This window comes from Flavobacterium sp. GQ95 (assembly GCF_059758655.1).
Window position 1 is genome coordinate 217,516 of sequence record NZ_JCAXEB010000009.1, and the last position, 20,308, is coordinate 237,823.

19 protein-coding genes are annotated in these 20,308 nt (G+C 33.7%); 16 read left to right on the plus strand and 3 right to left on the minus strand.

Translation table 11 applies throughout. The features are described from left to right. Positions 1-29: 29 nt before the first annotated feature. Entirely contained in the window at positions 30-1,559 is a 1,530-nt protein-coding gene (guaA, locus tag AC6CH4_RS17940; protein WP_492965502.1) for a glutamine-hydrolyzing GMP synthase, read from the minus strand. A 307-nt stretch (positions 1,560-1,866) separates the two neighbouring features. On the opposite strand from guaA, the gene AC6CH4_RS17945 reads away from it, so the two are divergent. Further along, positions 1,867-3,603, plus strand: a complete 1,737-nt coding sequence (locus tag AC6CH4_RS17945) for a thiamine pyrophosphate-dependent enzyme (RefSeq protein WP_498105362.1) — start codon at positions 1,867-1,869, stop codon at positions 3,601-3,603. 92 nt (positions 3,604-3,695) lie between these two features. Here AC6CH4_RS17945 and AC6CH4_RS17950 read toward each other — a convergent pair whose 3' ends face one another. Continuing rightward, a complete protein-coding gene (locus AC6CH4_RS17950) occupies positions 3,696-4,409 on the minus strand; it encodes a hypothetical protein (RefSeq protein WP_498105364.1) in 714 nt (237 codons plus the stop codon). A 331-nt stretch (positions 4,410-4,740) separates the two neighbouring features. Between AC6CH4_RS17950 and AC6CH4_RS17955 the strand changes: the two genes are divergently transcribed. From AC6CH4_RS17955 to AC6CH4_RS18025, 15 genes are all read left to right on the plus strand, one after another. Beyond that, positions 4,741-5,661 carry a DnaJ C-terminal domain-containing protein gene (locus AC6CH4_RS17955; protein ID WP_498105366.1) on the plus strand — a complete coding sequence of 307 codons (921 nt, stop codon included), beginning with the start codon at positions 4,741-4,743 and terminating at the stop codon, positions 5,659-5,661. Beyond that, the gene (locus tag AC6CH4_RS17960; protein ID WP_498105368.1) at positions 5,654-5,959 is read left to right on the plus strand and encodes a chaperone modulator CbpM; all 306 of its coding nucleotides are present in this window, start codon (positions 5,654-5,656) and stop codon (positions 5,957-5,959) included. Before AC6CH4_RS17955 ends, AC6CH4_RS17960 begins: the two co-directional genes overlap by 8 nt. 166 nt (positions 5,960-6,125) lie before the next feature. After that, positions 6,126-6,509 (plus strand): RidA family protein, encoded by a 384-nt coding sequence (locus AC6CH4_RS17965; RefSeq protein ID WP_056186290.1) that lies wholly within the window; start codon positions 6,126-6,128, stop codon positions 6,507-6,509. 153 nt (positions 6,510-6,662) lie between these two features. After that, the gene (locus AC6CH4_RS17970) at positions 6,663-7,919 is read left to right on the plus strand and encodes a chloride channel protein (protein ID WP_498105370.1); all 1,257 of its coding nucleotides are present in this window, start codon (positions 6,663-6,665) and stop codon (positions 7,917-7,919) included. A gap of 69 nt (positions 7,920-7,988) precedes the next feature. Continuing rightward, complete coding sequence (locus AC6CH4_RS17975; RefSeq protein ID WP_498105372.1) at positions 7,989-9,470, plus strand: rhomboid family intramembrane serine protease; 1,482 nt, start codon at positions 7,989-7,991, stop codon at positions 9,468-9,470. Between the two features lie 184 nt (positions 9,471-9,654). After that, positions 9,655-10,659: a DHH family phosphoesterase gene (locus tag AC6CH4_RS17980; RefSeq protein ID WP_498105374.1), complete on the plus strand. Its 1,005-nt coding sequence runs from the start codon at positions 9,655-9,657 to the stop codon at positions 10,657-10,659. Positions 10,660-10,665: 6 nt separating this feature from the next. Further along, the gene (gene gldI, locus AC6CH4_RS17985; protein WP_498105376.1) at positions 10,666-11,373 is read left to right on the plus strand and encodes a gliding motility-associated peptidyl-prolyl isomerase GldI; all 708 of its coding nucleotides are present in this window, start codon (positions 10,666-10,668) and stop codon (positions 11,371-11,373) included. A gap of 16 nt (positions 11,374-11,389) precedes the next feature. Further along, complete coding sequence (locus AC6CH4_RS17990; RefSeq protein WP_498105378.1) at positions 11,390-12,466, plus strand: peptidylprolyl isomerase; 1,077 nt, start codon at positions 11,390-11,392, stop codon at positions 12,464-12,466. A gap of 40 nt (positions 12,467-12,506) precedes the next feature. Beyond that, positions 12,507-13,646, plus strand: coding sequence for a peptidylprolyl isomerase (locus AC6CH4_RS17995; protein ID WP_498105380.1), 1,140 nt, complete (start codon positions 12,507-12,509; stop codon positions 13,644-13,646). A 222-nt stretch (positions 13,647-13,868) separates the two neighbouring features. Beyond that, positions 13,869-14,765: an EamA family transporter gene (locus AC6CH4_RS18000; protein ID WP_498105382.1), complete on the plus strand. Its 897-nt coding sequence runs from the start codon at positions 13,869-13,871 to the stop codon at positions 14,763-14,765. Positions 14,766-14,851: 86 nt separating this feature from the next. Beyond that, positions 14,852-15,208: a DoxX family protein gene (locus AC6CH4_RS18005; RefSeq protein WP_498105384.1), complete on the plus strand. Its 357-nt coding sequence runs from the start codon at positions 14,852-14,854 to the stop codon at positions 15,206-15,208. A 24-nt stretch (positions 15,209-15,232) separates the two neighbouring features. Continuing rightward, positions 15,233-15,940, plus strand: a complete 708-nt coding sequence (gene aqpZ / locus AC6CH4_RS18010; RefSeq protein ID WP_498105386.1) for an aquaporin Z — start codon at positions 15,233-15,235, stop codon at positions 15,938-15,940. Positions 15,941-16,432: 492 nt separating this feature from the next. Beyond that, positions 16,433-17,260, plus strand: coding sequence for a sterol desaturase family protein (locus tag AC6CH4_RS18015; protein WP_498105388.1), 828 nt, complete (start codon positions 16,433-16,435; stop codon positions 17,258-17,260). 119 nt (positions 17,261-17,379) lie between these two features. After that, complete coding sequence (locus AC6CH4_RS18020) at positions 17,380-17,658, plus strand: DUF2805 domain-containing protein (protein WP_042563191.1); 279 nt, start codon at positions 17,380-17,382, stop codon at positions 17,656-17,658. A gap of 100 nt (positions 17,659-17,758) precedes the next feature. Next, positions 17,759-19,618, plus strand: coding sequence for a M61 family metallopeptidase (locus tag AC6CH4_RS18025; protein ID WP_498105390.1), 1,860 nt, complete (start codon positions 17,759-17,761; stop codon positions 19,616-19,618). Between the two features lie 89 nt (positions 19,619-19,707). Here AC6CH4_RS18025 and AC6CH4_RS18030 read toward each other — a convergent pair whose 3' ends face one another. Next, complete coding sequence (locus AC6CH4_RS18030) at positions 19,708-20,151, minus strand: hypothetical protein (protein ID WP_498105392.1); 444 nt, start codon at positions 20,149-20,151, stop codon at positions 19,708-19,710. Between the last annotated feature and the right edge of the window lie 157 nt (positions 20,152-20,308).

Genomic DNA, 20,308 nt, shown 5'->3' on the forward strand with positions numbered 1-20,308 from the left:
AATGTAACGCCTTAATTTGAAAATTAGTACTATTCCCACTCAATTGTTGCAGGTGGTTTTGAACTTATATCGTAAACAACGCGATTCACGCCTTTTACCTTATTTATAATGTCATTTGAGACTTTCATTAAGAAGTCGTAAGGTAAATGAACCCAGTCAGCAGTCATCCCGTCTGTTGATTCAACCGCTCTAAGCGCTACTACTTTTTCGTAAGTACGTTCATCGCCCATCACACCAACAGAATTTACCGGAAGCAAAATTGCCCCAGCCTGCCAAACTTTATCATATAATCCCCAAGATTTTAATCCGTCAATAAAAACGGCGTCAACATCTTGCAAAATTTGCACTTTCTCCGGAGTAATATCTCCTAAAATTCTTATTGATAATCCTGGTCCCGGGAAAGGGTGTCTTCCTAATAACTCAGGATCTATTCCTAAAGTAGCTCCAACTCTACGAACTTCGTCTTTAAACAACATTCTAAGTGGTTCTACAATTTTTAATTTCATGTAATCCGGCAATCCACCAACATTGTGGTGCGATTTAATAGTTGCCGATGGTCCTTTTACAGAAACCGATTCGATAACGTCAGGATAAATTGTTCCTTGCGCCAGCCATTTTACATCTTCGATCAAATGTGATTCATCATCAAAAACTTCGATAAATACACGACCAATTGTTTTACGTTTGGTCTCAGGATCACTAATTCCGGCTAATTCACCAAGAAAACGATCTCCCGCATCTACTCCTTTTACGTTCAATCCCATTCCTTTATATTGGTCTAATACATTTTGGAATTCGTTTTTACGAAGTAAACCGTTATTTACGAAAATACAGTATAAGTTTTTACCAATTGCCTGATGTAATAAAACTGCTGCTACAGTTGAATCAACTCCACCTGACAATCCTAAAACTACTTTATCATTACCCAATTTCTCTTTCAATTCTCCCACCATTTCTTCTACAAAAGCGTTTGGTGTAAAGTTTTGAGGAACTTCGGCAATATCTACTAAAAAGTTTTTCAGCATTTTTGATCCATCAGTAGAATGGAAAACTTCCGGGTGATATTGAATAGCATAAGTTGTTTCTCCATCAATTTTGTAAGCGGCATATTCTACATCATGCGTGCTTGCTAATTTCACTGCATTTGTTGGCAAAGCCTTGATACTATCACTGTGGCTCATCCAAACCTGGCTGTTTTCTGAAACTCCGTTAAAGAAAACTTCATTCTCCTTAATATAAGATAAATTAGCTCTTCCGTATTCTCTGGTGTTCGAAGCCGCTACTTCTCCGCCACTAAAGTGAGCTAAGTATTGTGCTCCGTAACAAACCGCCAACATTGGAAGCTTGCCTCGAATTTGAGATAAATCAGGATGTGGAGCATCTTCTGCACGAACAGAAAATGGGCTTCCTCCTAAAATTACGGCTTTATAAGGTGATAAATCACTAGGAAAGTGATTGTATGGGAAAATTTCGCAGAATATATTTAATTCGCGAACTCTACGCGCAATAAGCTGAGTATATTGCGATCCGAAATCTAAAATAAGTACGTTGTGTTGCATGCGCAAAAATACTTTTTATATTCGAATTTGAAAAATGGAATTTTGATTTTTTTTTCTTTAAAAGGTTCTAAGGAACTAAGTTGCTAAGGTTCTAAGATTTTAGCTTCAAAAAAGAAAAACTTAGCAACTCAGAACCTTAGCAACTTAGTTCCTTCATTAAACCAAATCTTTTCCCTAAATTTATAGAAACATCCAAAATCGCTTTTACATCACAATCAAGTGTATATTAAAATTTAATCATTAAGAAAGTAAAATAAACCATAACCACTGTTTATACGATCTAAATATAATTTTAAAAATATAATCGATGAGTAAAATAGTTGCAGAACAATTAGTAGAAATGTTGGTGGAAGCTGGAGTAAAACGCGTTTATGCAGTTACCGGTGATAGTTTAAATTTTTTCAATGATGCAATAAGACGAAATGGAAAAATAAAATGGATTCATGTGCGTCATGAAGAAGTTGGGGCATACGCAGCAGCAGCCGAAGCCGAATTAAATGGTTTTGCGGTTTGTGCCGGAAGCTGCGGCCCTGGGCATGTACATTTAATCAATGGCTTGTATGATGCTCACAAGTCACATATACCTTTATTAGCGATTGCATCTACGATTAATACTGGTGAAATGGGAATGGATTATTTTCAGGAAACCAATACAATCAAGCTTTTTGATGATTGCAGTTGTTATAATCAGATGATTATGACAGCCGAACAAGCACCCAGAATCATACAAACTGCCATACAACATGCTTTAGGAAAAAAAGGCGTTGCCGTTATTGGTTTACCCGGAGATGTTTCGGAATTAAAAGCTGTCGAAAGCAATATATCGACTCAGTATTTTCATTGTAATCCAGTTGTTCGGCCTTCTGATACTGAATTACAACTATTGGCAAAAGCCATAAATGAAAGTTCTAAAATAACTCTATTCTGCGGAATTGGAGCTGAAAAAGCACATGATGAGATAGTACAATTATCGCAACATATAAAAGCTCCCGTAGGCTATTCTTTCCGTGGAAAAATGAGTATTCAGCCTAATAATCCTAACGAAATAGGGATGACAGGTTTACTTGGGCAGCCTTCGGCTTATCATAGTATGCACGAGTCAGATTTGGTATTGCTATTAGGAACTGATTTTCCTTATGATAAATTCATGCCCGGAAATAATAAAATCATTCAGATTGACACCAGTACGGAACGTTTAGGGCGACGAGCAAATCTTTTTATGGGATTATGTGGTGATGTGGGAAACACAATTGATGCTTTACTTCCTTTATTGGAAACAAAAACAGACGATAGTTTTTTACAGGCGCAGCTAAAATTTTATGCTACTGTAAAAGAAAATATGAATATCTATATTAATGACAATGGCGGAGAAGATACCATTCAACCAGAATATCTTGCACATGTTATTGATAAATTGGCAGATCAAAATGCAATTTTCACAGTAGATACCGGAATGACCTGCGTTTGGGGAGCGCGTTTTATAAAAGGAACCGGAGAACGAAAAATGTTAGGATCTTTCAACCACGGTTCAATGGCAAATGCAATGCCAATGGCTATTGGGGCAGCGTTGGCACATCCGGAAAAACAGGTTATAGCAATGTGTGGCGATGGTGGTTTATCAATGTTATTAGGAGATTTGGCAACCATTCATCAATATAAAATCCCTATTAAAATTATTGTTTTTAATAATCGTGCTTTAGGAATGGTTAAACTTGAAATGGAAGTAAATGGCTTACCCGATAATGAAACCGATATGGTTAACCCTGACTTTGGTCTAATCGCTCAGGCTATGGGTTTTCAGGGAGTAAATGTTCATAAACCAAAAGAAGTTGAAAGTGCAATTGAAAATGCATTTCGCCACAATGGTCCTGTTTTATTAAATGTATTTACCAATCCAAATGCGCTGGCAATGCCTCCAAAAGTAGATTGGCAACAGGTTACCGGTATGGCAAAATCAATGACAAAATTAATGCTTGGCGGTAAAATGGAAGAAGTTTTAGATACTATTAAATCTAACTATAAACATTTAAAAGAAGGAATTTAAGAAGGTTCTGAGGGACTAAGGGACTAAGATTTTAGCTTTTAAAGAAAAAAAACTTAGAAACTTAGTCCCTCAGAACCTTAGCAACTTTAAAGCTACTCTTTCGTCACAATAATAGAAGCCTTAAATCCTGCTGCTAAATTATCCCAATAATCATTGGTGACTAATTGCCCTTTATCATCATAAACCTGAATTTCAGCAGTATTTCCTCCTAATGAACCTATATTTAATGCTTCAAAATCAAGTTTATTGAAACCATTTACCAAATTAATTTTGACATCTTTAAAATTAGAATCTAAAAATAGCTGGGATTGTATTACCTGATCATTTGATGAAATCTTCACCAAATCACCATCAATTGCTCCGAAATCACGGAATTTCACAATAAAATAATTCGACTTGGTTTTAAAATCTCCCAAAGAAATATTTTTCTTCACCAAGGTTCCTCTACCCTCTTTTAAACCTGCATCTTTCAAAGCTCTATCAAGATCTTTTTCCATTTTAGCTACGTAACGATCGCCTGGGTTGGCAAAGTCAGTTTCTGTCGACATGGTGAACTTGCTTTTTTGTTCTCCTATCTGAAATTTTGATTTAGATGTAATAGTATTATTATCATAAACACTTGGAGTTTTTATACTTGGTACCTCTGCTGCCGGGGCGGAAGGATCTAATGTTTCAGGCTTCGGAATTTTTTTGGGTTTTGCACTAAATTTTGGAGCTGGAATAGCTTTATACTTTGTACCAAACTCCGTCTGGGCTGATACTGTTACAGCGGTAAAAAATAATATGAATAATAAAATGTGCTTCATTGAAAAAGTTTTATCGAATCGGCTTTTATAATTTTATAAAATATATGGTCTAGCAAAGCAAAAATAGCATAATTTAATTACTCACTTTAACTTTAAGACTTTTATAACAATATATTAGGCTAATTTTTGGAAACAAAAAACCTGCCAAAAATCATTATTAAATTCCAATATAAAAAATCCAAATTCCAAATTGATCTGTCATCCACTGACAAACAATTGATTGAAATAAGCACAACGTTATTTTTTATTTAAAAAGAATTACATCATTTTGATAATTAGCCACTTATTCCTAACTTCAAGACTTTAATTAAATTTTATAAAAACATATAAAATGGATTATATCGACTACTATAAAATATTGGATGTAACAAAATCAGCTACGGAGGCCGAAATCAAAAAAGCATATCGAAAACTGGCTCGTAAATATCATCCTGATTTGAATCCGAACGACAAGGAAGCGGAGAAAAAATTCAAGGAAATCAATGAAGCCAATGAAGTTTTGAGCAATCCTGAAAATCGCAAAAAATATGATAAATACGGAAAAGACTGGAAACACGCTGATGAATTTGAAAAAGCGGGTTACGACCCGAATCAACAGCAATATTCACGACAACAGCAGCAAGGTAGCAGTCAGGACTTTTCTGGTTTTGGCGGAGATTTTTCCGGAAGTGATTTTTCTGATTTCTTCAATTCGATGTATGGTGGAGGAAGAAGTTCTAGATCGCAATCTAAATATCGTGGACAGGATTTTAATGCCGAATTACAATTGGACCTAGCTTCGGCTTACACTACACACAAACAGAGTTTAACTGTAAATGGCAAAAATATTCGAATTACAATTCCGGCCGGAGTTGAAAACGGTCAGATTATAAAAATTTCCGGGCATGGCGGACCAGGCGCGAATGGTGGATCAAGCGGAGATTTGTATATAACCTTTACTATTGAAAACAATTCGGACTTTAAGCGAGAAGGAAATAATTTATACTCTGACGCAGATCTTGATATATACACTGCAATTTTAGGAGGTGAAACTTTCGTGAATACTTTTGATGGAAAAGTAAAAGTGAAAGTTCCCGCTGAAACCCAAACCGGAACCAAGATCAAATTAAAAGGAAAAGGTTTTCCGGTCTACAAAAAAGAGAATCAGTTTGGTGATTTGTACATTACTTATAATGTCAAAACGCCAACGAAATTATCTCAAAAAGAAAAAGAATTATTTGAAGAATTAGCTAAACTAAGAAATCATGCGTAGTAAAAACTTAATCCAGATAAAACAATTTTGCGTATACCACGAAATTGAACACACCTTTATAACGGAGTTGAATAATTACGATCTTGTTGAAATAATTATTCAGGAAGAAGATGAATATTTACACCCTAAACAATTGCCGACGATCGAAAAAATGATTCGCATGCATTATGATCTCAAAATAAATTTAGAAGGAATTGACGCTATTTATCATCTGCTAAACAAGATTGAAGTTTTGCAGCAAAACTTAACGGCAACACAAAATAAACTTCGCCTTTTTGAACACTATCAAATTGAATAATCATCCAAAATTTGATCTTTAAATATCACAAAAAAGAATAATTTACAGATTGATTTCAAATAAATCTATACTCTTTTCAGTTACATATTTTATAAATTGCAACCGTATTAACTAACCAGAATTGTTTTTAAAATCGATAAAAAATAATTCAAAAAAAACAGAAGAAATGAAAAGAGAAAACATCTTGACAGGATCACCATGGGAAGACAAAATGGGATATTGCCGTGCAGTACGAATTGGCAATATCATTGAAGTTTCGGGCACTGTGGCTATTGTTGATGGCGATAAAGTAAAAGCCGATGATGCTTATGCTCAAACTTATAATATTTTAGAACGTGTTGAAAAAGTACTGGAAGATTTGAATGTTGGAATGAAAGATGTAATCAGAACCAGAATTTTCACTACCAATATTTCAACTTTTGAAGAAGTTGCGAGAGCACACTCTGCTTTCTTTAAAGACGTAAAACCTACAACCGGTTTTTATGAAATCAGCAAACTGGTTGCTCCTGAATATTTAGTTGAAATTGAATTTACAGCTGTTGTTCAGTAAATATTTTTAGCCACGAATTGCACTAATTTTTACTAATTATTCTTTTGCCACAGATTAAAGGATTAAAAAAGATTAATTTATTTCTCCAATTAAACACTTTAAATTCGTGAAAATTCGTGAAATTCGTGGCTAAAAACTTTTCTTAAATAATTAATGACCTCTCAAAAACTAAAAGAAATATTCCTGAACACTTTCAAATGGATTTTGATCTGCATTTTGATAGGTATTTTGTCTGGATCGGCTTCGGCATTTTTTTTAGTTTCTTTGGAATGGGTTACACAATTTAGAATTCACCACGACTGGATCATTTGGCTTTTGCCTTTCGGCGGATTAATTGTCGGATTCAGTTATTATTATTGGGGAGAATCTGTCGTAAAAGGCAATAATTTATTACTGGAAGAATACGAAAATCCCAAGAAAGTTATTCCGTTTAAAATGGCTCCTCTAGTACTTTTAGGAACTTTAATCACCCATTTATTTGGAGGTTCTGCAGGGCGTGAAGGAACGGCTGTACAAATGGGAGGTGCCATCGCAGACCAATTCACCAAACTTTTTAACTTAGATAATTCCGAAAGAAAAATATTGATTATTCTCGGAATCAGTGCCGGTTTTGCCTCTGTTTTTGGAACTCCTCTGGCGGGTGCTATTTTTGCTTTGGAAGTTTTGTACTTCAGCAAAATTAATATCAAAAGTATTATTTTATCTTTCCTTGTTGCTTACGCTGCTTATTTTACTGTCGAATTCTGGCAGGTAAAACATACCCATTATAGTATTCCTAATATTCCGGAAATTAGTCTGCACAATATCGTATATACCGCTATCGTTGGTGTTTTATCCGGTTTTGCTGCTTTATTATTCTCCAGAAGCACGCATTTTTGGGGTTCTCTTTTTTCAAAAAACATCAAATATCCTCCATTACGACCTTTTGTTGGCGGAATCATTTTAGCCATTGCATTTGCTGGTTTTGGCTTTACAAAATTCTCGGGATTAGGCGTTCCTGTTATTATAGATTCTTTCTCAAACCAAAATAAATGGTATGACTTTTTACTAAAAATATTGTTTACAGGCTTTACTTTAGGAGCTGGTTTTAAAGGCGGAGAAGTAACACCATTGTTCTTTGTGGGAGCAACTTTAGGAAGTGCATTATCCGTAATTATTCCGATGCCAATCGCTCTTTTAGCCGGAATAGGATTTGTAGCTGTATTTTCGGGCGCGACCCACACTCCTATCGCCTGCACCATAATGGGAATGGAATTATTTGGAATTCAACCCGGAATTTTCATTGCCATCGCGTGCATCATTGCCTATTTTTCTTCAGGTTCTGTTGGAATCTATAAATCGCAGATTGTAAAGGGTGCAAAATATAAATTGTACAAGAAATTACAGAAAAAAGAATTGGAACATTTGTAGACAAATATTTTTTCTAATAATTAAGACTTTTTTTTGTAGTATTGTTTTTCCTAAATCAATCTTAGTACAATGGCATTTGGATTCCCTGCAAACTTCTCAGAACTAATTCCGTTAAACAATTTGTCACAATCGGCTTTCATATTGGTTACAATCAGCATTTGTAAAAAACTAGATTGGAATTTGATTTCTGTTAATGAAAACGGAGTTCTTGCATTTTCCAAAAGCAAAAAAAACACCTGGAAAGAAACTATTGCCATTGCATTTGATGAGGAGAATATCGCAATTGTTACCAGTTCATCAAACGGAAATCAATTTTACGATCGAGGCCGAAATAAAAAAAACACTGACAATTTTTTAAACCTTTATTTCGAAGAATTAAAAGAAATTTCAAATCTAAATTTGAGTCAGGATGCTTTTCAGGAACAAATTAAAATAGAGCAGAAAAACCTTTTAACACTGGAAAAAACAGAGCAAAACATTACTTCATTTTATTCCGTTTTTTCAATTTTTATCCCAACAAAAGGCTATTTGATCACGCCAATTATAATCTATTTAAATATTATATATTTTCTGATAATGATATTTTCAGGGGTCCATTTTTTCGCTCCAGAAGTTCAGGAAATAATTGACTGGGGAGGAAATTATGGTCCTCTTACTTATGAAAACCAATATTGGAGGCTATTATCAGCTTGTTTTATACATATTGGATTTTTTCATTTAGTAGCTAATTGTATTACGCTGGCTTATGTTGGATTGATTTTAGAATCCTATCTAAAAAAATGGAGTTTTCTAATTACGTATTTGTTCTGCGGAATCCTGGCGAGCTTAAGTAGTTTGTATTGGAATAAGGATCTTGTAAGTGCTGGCGCATCGGGAGCCATATTTGGAATGTTTGGTGTTTTGTTAATTGCTGCTCTAGGGAAAAGAATAGACACAAAATTAACTGCTAAAATTGCCTTTTTGGTAGTTCTAAACATTTGTTACAGCTTTAGTGATGGAATTGACAGTGCAGCTCATATTGGCGGATTTCTTGCAGGAATTGTTTTTGGCATAACTGTTTTTATTTCAGGTGAAAAAAGAAAAATTGGACTTGCCTCAATTTATTCAGTAGCCTTAATTTCAATCATTTGCCTTTATATAAATTTCAAAAGTTCTCAAGTTTATATTTATCAGATAATGGAATATGAAAAAAGAATGCAAGAGTTTGTTGACATGGAAAAAATGGCTTTAGAAGCTTATAGTGTTCAATATGGCAATTCATATTCTGAAAATAAAGAAAGTACTCTGTATCTAATTAAAGACCGAGGCATTTATTATTGGAACGAAAACATTACTTTGATGACTGAACTGGATAAATTATATCTCCCAAAAGAAATTCATGAACAAAATGAAAGATTAATCGAATATTGCAAATTGAGAATTAGCTTTTATGAACTTGCTTATAAAAAAATCGTAGAAAACAGCACTTTATATGATGAAAAAATGCTTGCTCTAGACTTCAAAATATCAAGTATTATGAATCAGATTAGTAAAGCAAAATCCAAGACTTAAATTAAATTTGGATTTCACTCTTACTATAAAACAAAATAATTTCCTTCAAATCCCAAATACTTAATTTCAAAAATAAAGTTCGCTATAACTAATAACTAATAACTCCTAACCTATAACTAATAAAAGTGTGTTAATCTCCAAAATGTTTTCAGCATTACATTAAAAAAATGTAAATTCGCACACTATGAAAATACAAGATATTCAGGCAATAGAATTGTTGCTTGCGACTCCAAAGAAAATTGCAATTATACCGCACAGAGGACCTGATGGCGACGCTATGGGTTCTACTTTAGGTTTATACCATTTTTTATTAAAAAACAATCACCATCCAACCGTGATTGCTCCTAATGATTTTCCTGATTTTTTAGCCTGGCTTCCAGGTTCAGAAACTGTAAAAATATTTGAAAAAGATACTGAAAACTGTACCAAAATATTGGAAGAAGCCGAGTTGATTTTTACACTTGACTTTAATGCTTTTCACCGTACAGGAGAAATGGAACATACTTTAGCAAAACTGACTGCTCCATTTATTATGATTGATCATCACCAAAAACCTGATGATTATGCTGCTTACACTTACTCCGATACATCATTTGGATCAACTTGCGAAATGGTTTATAATTTTATTTCTTTCTTAAACAAAAAAGAAGATTTAGATAAAACCATTGCAACTTGTATTTATACCGGAATCCTGACTGATTCAGGTTCATTCCGTTTTCCGGGAACTACAGGAAATACACATAGAATCATTGCAGAATTAATTGATTTAGGAGTTGAAAATACTCAGATTCCAGTTTTATTATTTGATAATAGTTCTTACAGTCGTTTACAATTATTAGGACGAGCTTTGCAGAACATGAAAGTTTTAGAAGAACATAAAACATCGTATACTTCGCTTACTCAGGAAGAGCTGGATTCATTTGATTATGTAAAAGGCGATACTGAAGGAATTGTAAATTACGGCTTAAGTATAAAAGGTATTGTTTTTACCGCTATTTTTATCGAAAATAAAGACGAGAAAATTATCAAGATTTCTTTCCGTTCGCAAGGCGGATTTGATGTGAATCAGTTTGCGAGAGATCATTTTAACGGTGGCGGACATAGTAATGCAGCCGGCGGAAGATCAGATGTTTCGATGGAAGAAACTCTGAAAAAATTTGAAGATTTAGTAACTAAACTAAAAATATAACCTACTATGAACTATATAAAACTAAGCATTTACACGCTCCTTTTTGCTGTTTTATTGGTTAGCTGTAAACAACATGAAGATGCCAGAAGACCTATTTCAAGAGCTTCGGGGACTTTTATGAAAAAGTCAGTTGATCGTAATAAAAAATTAATAGCAGACGAAGAAAATGTTATTAAGAAGATTATCAAAAGCAATCCAAAAGTAAAATATTATGCTACAAGAAAAGGCTATTGGCTTTCTTATGACGAAAGAAATCTAAACGAAACGCAAACGCCCCGAAAAGGAGATATTGCTTATTTCAATTTGGAAGTAAAAGACATGAAAGGCAATGTGATTTATTCAGAAGCTGATCTTGGTCCACAAACCTATTATGTAGACAAACAGGACATTATGATGGGATTGCGTGACGGTATCAAACTGATGCGTAAAAACGAAACCGTAACTTTCTTGTTCCCATCACATATTGCATACGGATATCATGGAGACAATAAAAAAATTGGCCCAAATCAATCCTTAATGTGTACGGTTACACTACGTAATTTTGTCCCGGATCCGGCAGCTCCACAAACAGTAGCCCCGGCAGCACAAGCTCCAACTGGGCAGACTGCAGCTCCAACAACAGCAGCGACAGTACAAGCTCCTAAATCTGCAACGTCAAAACCTGCAGCAGCAAAACCTGCAACTCCAATTAAAAAAGATACAATAACCCCATAAAAATAACATTTTAAAAATGAAAAAGAGTATTTTATTATTACTACTAGCCGTTACCTCATTTTATTCTTGTAAAGACGAGCATAGCAATTTGCCTGATGGTTTGTATGCTGACATTGAAACAAACAAAGGGCATATTATTGTTGAACTGGATTATAAAAAAGCACCAATTACGGTAGCAAATTTTGTAACCTTAGCTGAAGGTAAAAACGAATTTGTAACTAAAGAATATCTTAAAGGTAAACCTTTTTACGACGGTTTAAAATTCCACAGAGTAATTGAAGAATTCATGATTCAGACCGGAGATCCCGAAGGAACTGGTTCTGGAGACACAGGTTATAAATTTAAAGATGAGATCACTGATTTAAAATTTGACAAAGCAGGTGTTTTGGCTATGGCTAATAACGGTCCCGGAACTAACAGCAGCCAATTTTTTATTACACATGTTGAAACTCCATGGTTAGACGGAAAACACACTATTTTTGGTCATGTTGTAGAAAAAGGACAAGAAGTAGTAAATCAGGTAAAACAAGACGATAAAATTGTTACTGTAACGATCATCAGAAATGGTGAAGCAGCTAAAAAGTTTGATGCCGTAAAAGTATTTCATGATTATTTTTCAGAAATAGCAAAAGAACAAAGTAAATATGCAGGAGTTCAAAAAGAAAAAGTAGATGCGCTTGCTGCTTTAAAAGCAAAAGCTACAAAAACAAGCACTGGATTGCAATATGTAATTACAGAAAAAGGGACAGGTAAAAAACCTGCAAACGGAACTCAGGTTTATATTCATTACTCCGGTTTCTTAGAAAACGGAACCCTTTTTGATTCAAGTGTGGAAGAGGTTGCTAAAACTTTTGGAAAATTTGATGCTGCAAGAGCTGAAGCAAAAGGATATCAGCCAATTCCTTTTACAGCAGGAAGTAAATCAGGTCTGATTCCTGGTTTTATTGAAGGAATTGAGCAACTTTCGTTTAGAGACAAAGCAGTTATTTTTATTCCATCTCATTTGGCTTATGGAGCAACAGGAGCTGGAAATGTTATCCCGCCAAACGCTAATATTGTTTTCGAAATTCAATTATTAGAAAAACCACAATAATATATTTTAAAACTTATCCCAGACTTAAATTCGGAATACGATGAAATTTAAATTTCTATTTTTATTTTGCCTTGCAGTAGTAAATATTCAGGCACAAACAACAAAAAAACCTGTAGCAAAAAAAGCTGCACCAACAAAAGCAGTTGCCAAATCAGTTGCTAAATCAGATCCAAACGATGGTATTTTTGCTACTATTTCTACAACAAAAGGAGACATTGTTGTTTCTTTAGAATATGTAAAAGCTCCTGTTACTGTAGCTAACTTTATTTCTTTGGCAGAAGGTAAAAATCCTAACGTAAAAGTGGAGAAACTAAAAGGAAAACCATTTTATGATGGATTAAAATTCCACAGAGTTATAAATGATTTCATGATTCAGGGTGGAGATCCTGACGGAAATGGTTCAGGAGGTCCTGGATATTCATTTAAAGATGAATTTAGAGAAGAATTAAAATTTGACAAAGGCGGTATTTTGGCAATGGCAAATTCTGGTCCTGCGACTAACGGAAGCCAATTTTTCATTACACATAAAGAAACACCCTGGTTAAATGGAAAACATACTATTTTTGGACATGTCGTTTCCGGAATGGACAATGTAAATAAAATTGTTCAGGATGATATCATGACAAAAATTACCATTACACGTAAAGGGGCAGCTGCTAAAAAATTTGACGCCGTAAAAGTTCTAACTGAAGACGCTAAAAAAGACGAAGCAAAAAAATCAGAATCTCAAAAAGTTGTTAAGGATAAAGCTGCTTATTTTGCAGCAACAAAAGCTAAAGCGACAACAACAGCATCTGGTTTAAAATATGTAGTAACACAAAAAGGAACTGGTGTAAAAGGTGCTGAAGGTTCTAACATTTATTTTCACTATGCCGGTTATTTTGAGGATGGAAATCTTTTTGACAGCAGCATGCCAAGTGTAGCAAAAGCATATGGTAAATATGACGCGAACAGAGATGCACAAGGTGGCTACAAAGCTTTTCCTTTTACTGTGGGCAAAAAAGACGGAATGATTCCGGGATTCATAGAAGCTCTTGGAATGATGACTGATGGGGAAAAAGCAATTTTCTTTCTTCCTTCTAATTTAGCTTACGGAGAAAAAGGTGCCGGAGGTGTAATTCCACCAAACGCTACTTTAATTTTTGAAATTGAAACTTATACAAATCAGCCTGTAAAGTAATTAATACTGATTATTTTAAGTAAAAATACAAAGCCATCAAATCACAGATTTTGATGGCTTTTTTATTTTGATTGATTTTTGGCATTCTGATAAATCTTTAATTTATACTTTAATCAGATCTATAAAAATAGATAAAGAATAACGTTTACCTCAATTTTATAATAAATCACAAACAAAATACCTTACCTTTGCCGGCTTTAATTTTTTAAAAAATAAATTCAGATGTCACAAAACAATGTATTAAAGGGAGTATTTTTTGTTGCTTTAGGAGCTACAACTTATGGAATGTTAGCCACTTTTGTAAAAATGGCTTATTCTGAGGGATATACAACTGCCGAAGTAACAACTTCTCAATTTGTTTTGGGGATTATTGGAATTCTAATAATCAATGCATTCCAAAAAATAAAGCACAAAGACAATGTTGTAAAAGCTACTCCTAAAAATATTTTTAGCTTAATGCTGGCTGGAACCTCTTTAGGGATGACAAGTTTGTTTTATTATTTGGCTGTAAAATACATTCCGGTTTCAATTGGTATCGTTTTATTGATGCAAACCGTTTGGATGGGCGTTTTATTGGAGATGATTTTAGAAAAAAAATTACCCTCAAAACAAAAAGTAATTGCAGTTTTTATTGTCCTTATCGGAACTGTTTTGGCAACTAATATCATCAATAATGACATAAAATTAGATTGGCGTGGAATTGCCTGGGGCGTTATGGCTGCAGCTTCTTTTACTACAACCATGTTTACCGCAAATCGTGTTGCCACCGAAATCTCATCGGCACAAAGAAGTTTATATATGCTTTTAGGAGGTGCTGTAATTGTGTTTTCATTTGCATTTGTTACTCAGGTTACACCATTTAATCTGGGAATTTTCATGAAATGGGGAATTGTGCTTTCATTATTTGGAACTATTATTCCACCAATGCTTATGAATGCAGGTTTCCCTTTAACCGGAATTGGTTTGGGAAGTATTGTTTCTGCTTTAGAATTACCCGTTTCTGTAATGATGGCTTATGTACTTTTAAATGAAAAGGTAATTTTTTCGCAATGGGTTGGAATTGTTTTAATTATCCTGGCTATTATTATTATGAATGTAAATTTTAAACGTAAAAATTAGTTCGTTTATATAGAATTAAAAAAAATCTTCTTGTAATGTTATAATTGTTAATTTTTTTATAAATTCGTGATAAACAATACGATATCATGAATTTACCCTGGCATTTATATTTAATGGCTTTTCTATATATAATTGCTGGAATTAATCATTTTAGAAAACCCGGAATGTATATCAGAATCATTCCTCCCCTATTTAAAAACCCTAAATTAATAAATACTTTAAGCGGAGTTGCCGAAATACTTTTGGGCATACTTCTACTATTTCCTTTTTCAAAAAGATTTGCTGCATGGGGAATTATAGCGTTGTTGATCGCTATATTTCCTGCTAACCTATTCATGTTTCAAGATAAAAAAGCTGGTTTCGGCTTGCCAAGATGGATTTTATTTGTACGTTTGCCCTTACAAATTGTTTTGATTTATTGGGCTTACCAATATACATTCTAACATTAACCATTAAATTATTTTATTATGAAAAAATTATTTGCAGAATTTTTCGGAACCTATTGGCTGGTATTTGGAGGTTGTGGAAGCGCTATTTTTGCTGCCGGAATTCCTGAATTAGGAATTGGATTTGCAGGTGTAGCCTTAGCTTTTGGTTTAACGGTTTTAACAATGGCGTATGCTGTTGGGCATATATCGGGCGGACATTTTAATCCAGCCGTGTCTTTTGGTTTATGGGCTGGCGGAAGATTTCCGGCAAAAGACCTTATTCCTTACATCATTGCTCAATGTATTGGCGCAGTAGCGGCAGCGGGAACCTTGTACACCATTGCTTTAGGAAAAGCCGGTTTTGTCATTGACAATACTAAAGCAGGGGCATTTGCATCTAATGGTTTTGGAGCATTTTCTCCAGATGGATATTCACTAACATCAGCTTTTATTGCTGAATTTGTTCTAACCTTATTTTTCTTACTGATAATCTTAGGAGCAACCGATAAATTTGCAAACGGAAGATTTGCTGGTCTCGCTATAGGTTTGGCTTTGACTTTAATTCATTTAATTAGTATTCCAATTACCAATACATCTGTAAATCCGGCGAGATCGCTTTCTCAGGCGCTTTTTGTGGGTGGCGGACCCTTATCTCAGGTTTGGCTGTTTTGGGTTGCTCCTATTTCAGGTGCTCTCCTGGGTGGATTTATCTATAAAACTTTATTACAAAATCATTCTGAAGAATAACAAATCAACTATTATATAACCCTTAACACATTAAACTATGGAGTTTTATTTCTTACTTATAGAAGCAATCTCAGGCGGCGGTTTCGGGCCTTCCTGGTAATATCGCTGTTGGTATCATTGGCAGAGGCTCATGGAATTACAAAAGCATTCCGAAGAAGCACAAATAAACAAATCAACTATTACATAACCCTTAAAACATAAACTATGGAGTTTTATTTCTTACTTATAGAAGCAATCTCAGGCGGCGGTTTCGGGCCTTCCTGGTAATTTTTGTTGTTTATTATCAGTCTGATCAAAAGGTAATATTAAAATAGATCATACTTACGATGACATGCTATAAGTATAAGGAGAAAAGTAAAATTCCATTTTTACTTTTCTCCTTTTTTTTTAACCTAACAAAGCTAAAAGTCTCTTAAATAAACACATACCTATTAAAATCTATATTAGTATTTCATTAAATTACTTAAATTTGACATTATACTCTACACTGTTATGAATGAAATAATTGCATACTTTAGTACGATTCCTTCCTCACACAGAAGTCTAATTCTGGTGGGAGGAATTACGATTTTTTGGTTAATCGAAAATACTTTTCCATTATTCCAGATGCAATACAAAAAATGGCATCACGCCGGAATCAACTTTTTCCTGACATTTACTACGATTATTGTCAATTTTGTTTTGGCCTTTATCTTAATTAAAACCGCTGCGTGGACAACTGAAAATCATTTCGGAATTCTGCAATGGCTACCTAAAATTCCAATTTGGCTGTATACCATTATTGGATTACTTCTGTTAGATTTAATTGGTGCTTATCTGGCGCATTTTGTTCAGCATAAAGTAAAAATGCTTTGGCGTTTTCATCTTATTCACCATACTGATACCTGGATTGATACTACAACCGCAAACAGACATCATCCCGGTGAAAGTATTATTCGTTTTTTATTTACAACTGCCGGTGTTTTAATTGTGGGAAGCCCAATGTGGATGGTTTTTCTATATCAATCCTTATCCGTTGTAGCTTCGCAGTTTAATCATGCCAATATTTCACTCCCTCACAAACTAGATGTTTTTCTGAGTTACTTCATAGTGTCTCCTAATATGCATAAAGTGCATCATCATTATGTTTTGCCTTATACAGATAGTAATTATGGAAATATTTTCTCTGTTTGGGATCGGCTTTTTGGCACTTTTACCACATTACCTAAAGAAGAATTAATTTACGGAGTTGATACACATATGGCAACTGAAGAGCATAACAAATTGAAAAATTTATTGCAAATTCCGTTTCAAAAATCAAAATCAATAAAAAACACTTAAAATCATTAAAAAAACATCACAGATCGAACCAACTAATTATTTTTTTTATTAATATTGATACTTAAATTGAAAATCAATCTATTAATCATTAACCCCTATTTTGAATTAATTTTCACGTGATGAAAAAGAGTAACCGCAAAGAGTTGAGCTGGGAACAAACGGAAAAACTTGTTTCGTTAGCCTTGGAAGAAAGAAATCCATTTGAAATTATTAAAAAAGAATTTGGATTGGCAGAAAAAGAAGTTTTGGAAATCATGAAAAAGAAAATGCCGCTTGAAAAATTTGAAATGTGGAAAAAGAAGGCTATTGCAAATAAACCAAAACCAAAACCCGTAAAAATAGATGATTTTGATGAAGATCTGGATGGCAAATATTACATAAAGAACAAACTAGACTAAGATAGAACTCCTGAAATTCAGGAGTTTTTTTTATATTTATATCAGCACTGTAACAATTTCATATTTTATCAGTCAAATACAAATAATTAAACGCGAACAAATGAAAAAAATAATTTACACCTTAGCTCTAGCTGTAACACTATGGAGCTGTAAAACGGGTAGTACATCAGGCGCTGCAAAAAGCAATACTGTAGATGTAAACATTAATCTTACTGACGTAAAGGATGATAAAGTCCTGGTAACTGTTACTCCACCTGCAATTAAAACAGACGAAATCATCTACAGTATTCCAAAAACAGTTCCGGGAACTTACTCTACTGATAATTACGGTAAATATTCAGATGGTTTTAAAGCTTTTGATGCTAAAGGAAATGAACTAACTGTAAAAAGAATTGATGATAATTCATGGTCAATTTCTAATGCTAAAACATTAAAAAAGATCACTTATTTAGTTGGAGATACTTTTGATACTGAAAAAGGTGCTGGTTTTGGAGGAGGAGATGTTTTTTCTCCGGCTGGAACTAATATCAATGCAGGAGTTAACTTCATGGTGAATACTCATGGTTTTGTAGGTTATTTTAAAGATAAGCTAGATGTACCTTATAATGTTACCATTACACATCCTGAAACATTATGGGGAGCAACTTCAATGACTGATGAAGATGCAAGCAAAACAAGTGACGTTTTTAAAACTTCTCGCTATGCTGTTTTGGTAGAAAATCCAATTATGTATTCTAAACCAGATTACACTACATTCAACGTTAACGGAATGGATATCTTAATTGCTGTTTATTCTCCAACAGGAAAATTTACCGCAGAAAGTATTACTCCGGAAATGAAAACAATGATGACGGCACAGAAAAACTTTTTAGGAAAAGTAAATTCTACTAAAAAATATACTGTTTTATTGTATTTATCAAGCATGGCTAAAGATGATGCACATGGGTTTGGAGCTTTAGAGCATCCAACAGCAACAACTGTTGTCTTGCCAGAATCTATGCCAAAAGAAAAATTGGTAGAATCTATGAAAGACGTGGTTTCTCATGAGTTTTTCCATATTGTAACGCCATTAACTATTCACTCCAAAGAAATTCAGTTTTTTGATTACAATGATCCAAAAATGTCAGAGCATTTATGGATGTATGAAGGTGTAACAGAATATTTTGCAAACCTTTTCCAAATCAATCAAGGCTTAATTAACGAAGGAGAATTTTACACTCGAATTGCAGATAAAATTGAACAGGCAAAAACATTAGATGATACTATGTCATTTACAAAAATGAGTGCGAATGTTCTACAAGAGCCTTATAAAGATCAGTATTTAAATGTATACCAAAAAGGAGCTTTAATTGGTATGTGCATTGATATTATTATCAGAGAAAAAAGCAACGGAGAAAGAGGAATTCTTGATTTAATGCATAAATTATCTGATGAGTATGGTATCGAAAAACCATTTAATGATAACGAACTTTTTGCAAAAATCACACAATTGACTTATCCTGAAGTTGGTGAATTCCTAACTAAATATGTTGCCGGAACAACACCAATTCCTTACGATTTTTATTTGGCAAAAGTAGGTGTAACCAAATCTTCTGAGAAAAAAGCAGGATCAATTTTCATTAAAGGGCAAACTCCATATATTGGTGTAGACAAAGCAACTAAAGCAATAAGTGTACGTCCTGATATTGACTTAAACGTATTCTTTACTAGTTTAAATCTTAAAGCTGGCGATGGAATTGTTTCTATTAACGATAAAGCTTACAACTTAGACAATATTTATGATTTAATTGGAGAAAGTGAAAACTGGAAAGAAAACGATCCTATAACGGTTAAAATAAAGCGTGCCGGTGTTGAACAAACCATCAAAGGAACTGTAAAAGTACCATTTGAAGAAACAGAAACTTTTAAAGCTACAGATGCTTCAAAAGAGAAGCTTAAAAATGCATGGTTGAAAGGGTAATTTCCTTTTTATATAATAAAAAACCGACAAGTGATTGTCGGTTTTTTTGTTTTTTGTCATCCTGACGAAGGAAGGATCATATATTGCGTTTACTTTTTAACTGGAAATTTCCAGTCAAATTCATCTTTATCATTGATAATCGCACCGATTTCAAACTTCACTACTTCATCAAATTCAGTTTGAAGAATAAACCAATTGTCTTCATTAAAGTAATTTTCGAAAGTATCAAAAGTCTCCTGATTGTATTTTGTAATTCCTTTTGTTGCTAAATCTTTCTTTACATCAGCAATTTTTCTTCCGATTATTTTGAATCCAAAAACTTCCAGATCGTTGCTTGATGCTACTAAATAACCTAATTTCAATTCTTCTTCCTGATAAAATGTCAATCTGATTTTATGTGAATTATACACAAAAATAACATTGTCATCTTCGTCTATATAATTTTTATCAGGTTTGCCAAAAACAGCCGTAACATCATTTTGCTTCATTCCGAAAAGCAATTTATCAATTCCCGATTTTAGATTTATTTTCATATGGATTTCATTAAATTTTGAAGTGCAAATTTCGTGAAGTTTTTTTAAACTCTGTTATGTTTGGAGTTTTTGTTTTTTGTTTGCCACGAATTACACTAATTTTCTCGAATTCTGAGTATTTGTCAGGCTGAGCGGAGTCGAAGCATTTTTTAACGTA

Excerpts from the sequence above, each read along its gene's own strand:
- guaA (WP_492965502.1), bottom strand. The coding sequence starts at position 1,559 with ATGCAACACAACGTACTTATTTTAGATTTCGGATCGCAATATACTCAG.
- AC6CH4_RS17945 (WP_498105362.1), top strand. The coding sequence starts at position 1,867 with ATGAGTAAAATAGTTGCAGAACAATTAGTAGAAATGTTGGTGGAAGCT.
- AC6CH4_RS17950 (WP_498105364.1), bottom strand. The coding sequence starts at position 4,409 with ATGAAGCACATTTTATTATTCATATTATTTTTTACCGCTGTAACAGTA.
- AC6CH4_RS17955 (WP_498105366.1), top strand. The coding sequence starts at position 4,741 with ATGGATTATATCGACTACTATAAAATATTGGATGTAACAAAATCAGCT.
- AC6CH4_RS17960 (WP_498105368.1), top strand. The coding sequence starts at position 5,654 with ATGCGTAGTAAAAACTTAATCCAGATAAAACAATTTTGCGTATACCAC.
- AC6CH4_RS17965 (WP_056186290.1), top strand. The coding sequence starts at position 6,126 with ATGAAAAGAGAAAACATCTTGACAGGATCACCATGGGAAGACAAAATG.
- AC6CH4_RS17970 (WP_498105370.1), top strand. The coding sequence starts at position 6,663 with ATGACCTCTCAAAAACTAAAAGAAATATTCCTGAACACTTTCAAATGG.
- AC6CH4_RS17975 (WP_498105372.1), top strand. The coding sequence starts at position 7,989 with ATGGCATTTGGATTCCCTGCAAACTTCTCAGAACTAATTCCGTTAAAC.
- AC6CH4_RS17980 (WP_498105374.1), top strand. The coding sequence starts at position 9,655 with ATGAAAATACAAGATATTCAGGCAATAGAATTGTTGCTTGCGACTCCA.
- gldI (WP_498105376.1), top strand. The coding sequence starts at position 10,666 with ATGAACTATATAAAACTAAGCATTTACACGCTCCTTTTTGCTGTTTTA.
- AC6CH4_RS17990 (WP_498105378.1), top strand. The coding sequence starts at position 11,390 with ATGAAAAAGAGTATTTTATTATTACTACTAGCCGTTACCTCATTTTAT.
- AC6CH4_RS17995 (WP_498105380.1), top strand. The coding sequence starts at position 12,507 with ATGAAATTTAAATTTCTATTTTTATTTTGCCTTGCAGTAGTAAATATT.
- AC6CH4_RS18000 (WP_498105382.1), top strand. The coding sequence starts at position 13,869 with ATGTCACAAAACAATGTATTAAAGGGAGTATTTTTTGTTGCTTTAGGA.
- AC6CH4_RS18005 (WP_498105384.1), top strand. The coding sequence starts at position 14,852 with ATGAATTTACCCTGGCATTTATATTTAATGGCTTTTCTATATATAATT.
- aqpZ (WP_498105386.1), top strand. The coding sequence starts at position 15,233 with ATGAAAAAATTATTTGCAGAATTTTTCGGAACCTATTGGCTGGTATTT.
- AC6CH4_RS18015 (WP_498105388.1), top strand. The coding sequence starts at position 16,433 with ATGAATGAAATAATTGCATACTTTAGTACGATTCCTTCCTCACACAGA.
- AC6CH4_RS18020 (WP_042563191.1), top strand. The coding sequence starts at position 17,380 with ATGAAAAAGAGTAACCGCAAAGAGTTGAGCTGGGAACAAACGGAAAAA.
- AC6CH4_RS18025 (WP_498105390.1), top strand. The coding sequence starts at position 17,759 with ATGAAAAAAATAATTTACACCTTAGCTCTAGCTGTAACACTATGGAGC.
- AC6CH4_RS18030 (WP_498105392.1), bottom strand. The coding sequence starts at position 20,151 with ATGAAAATAAATCTAAAATCGGGAATTGATAAATTGCTTTTCGGAATG.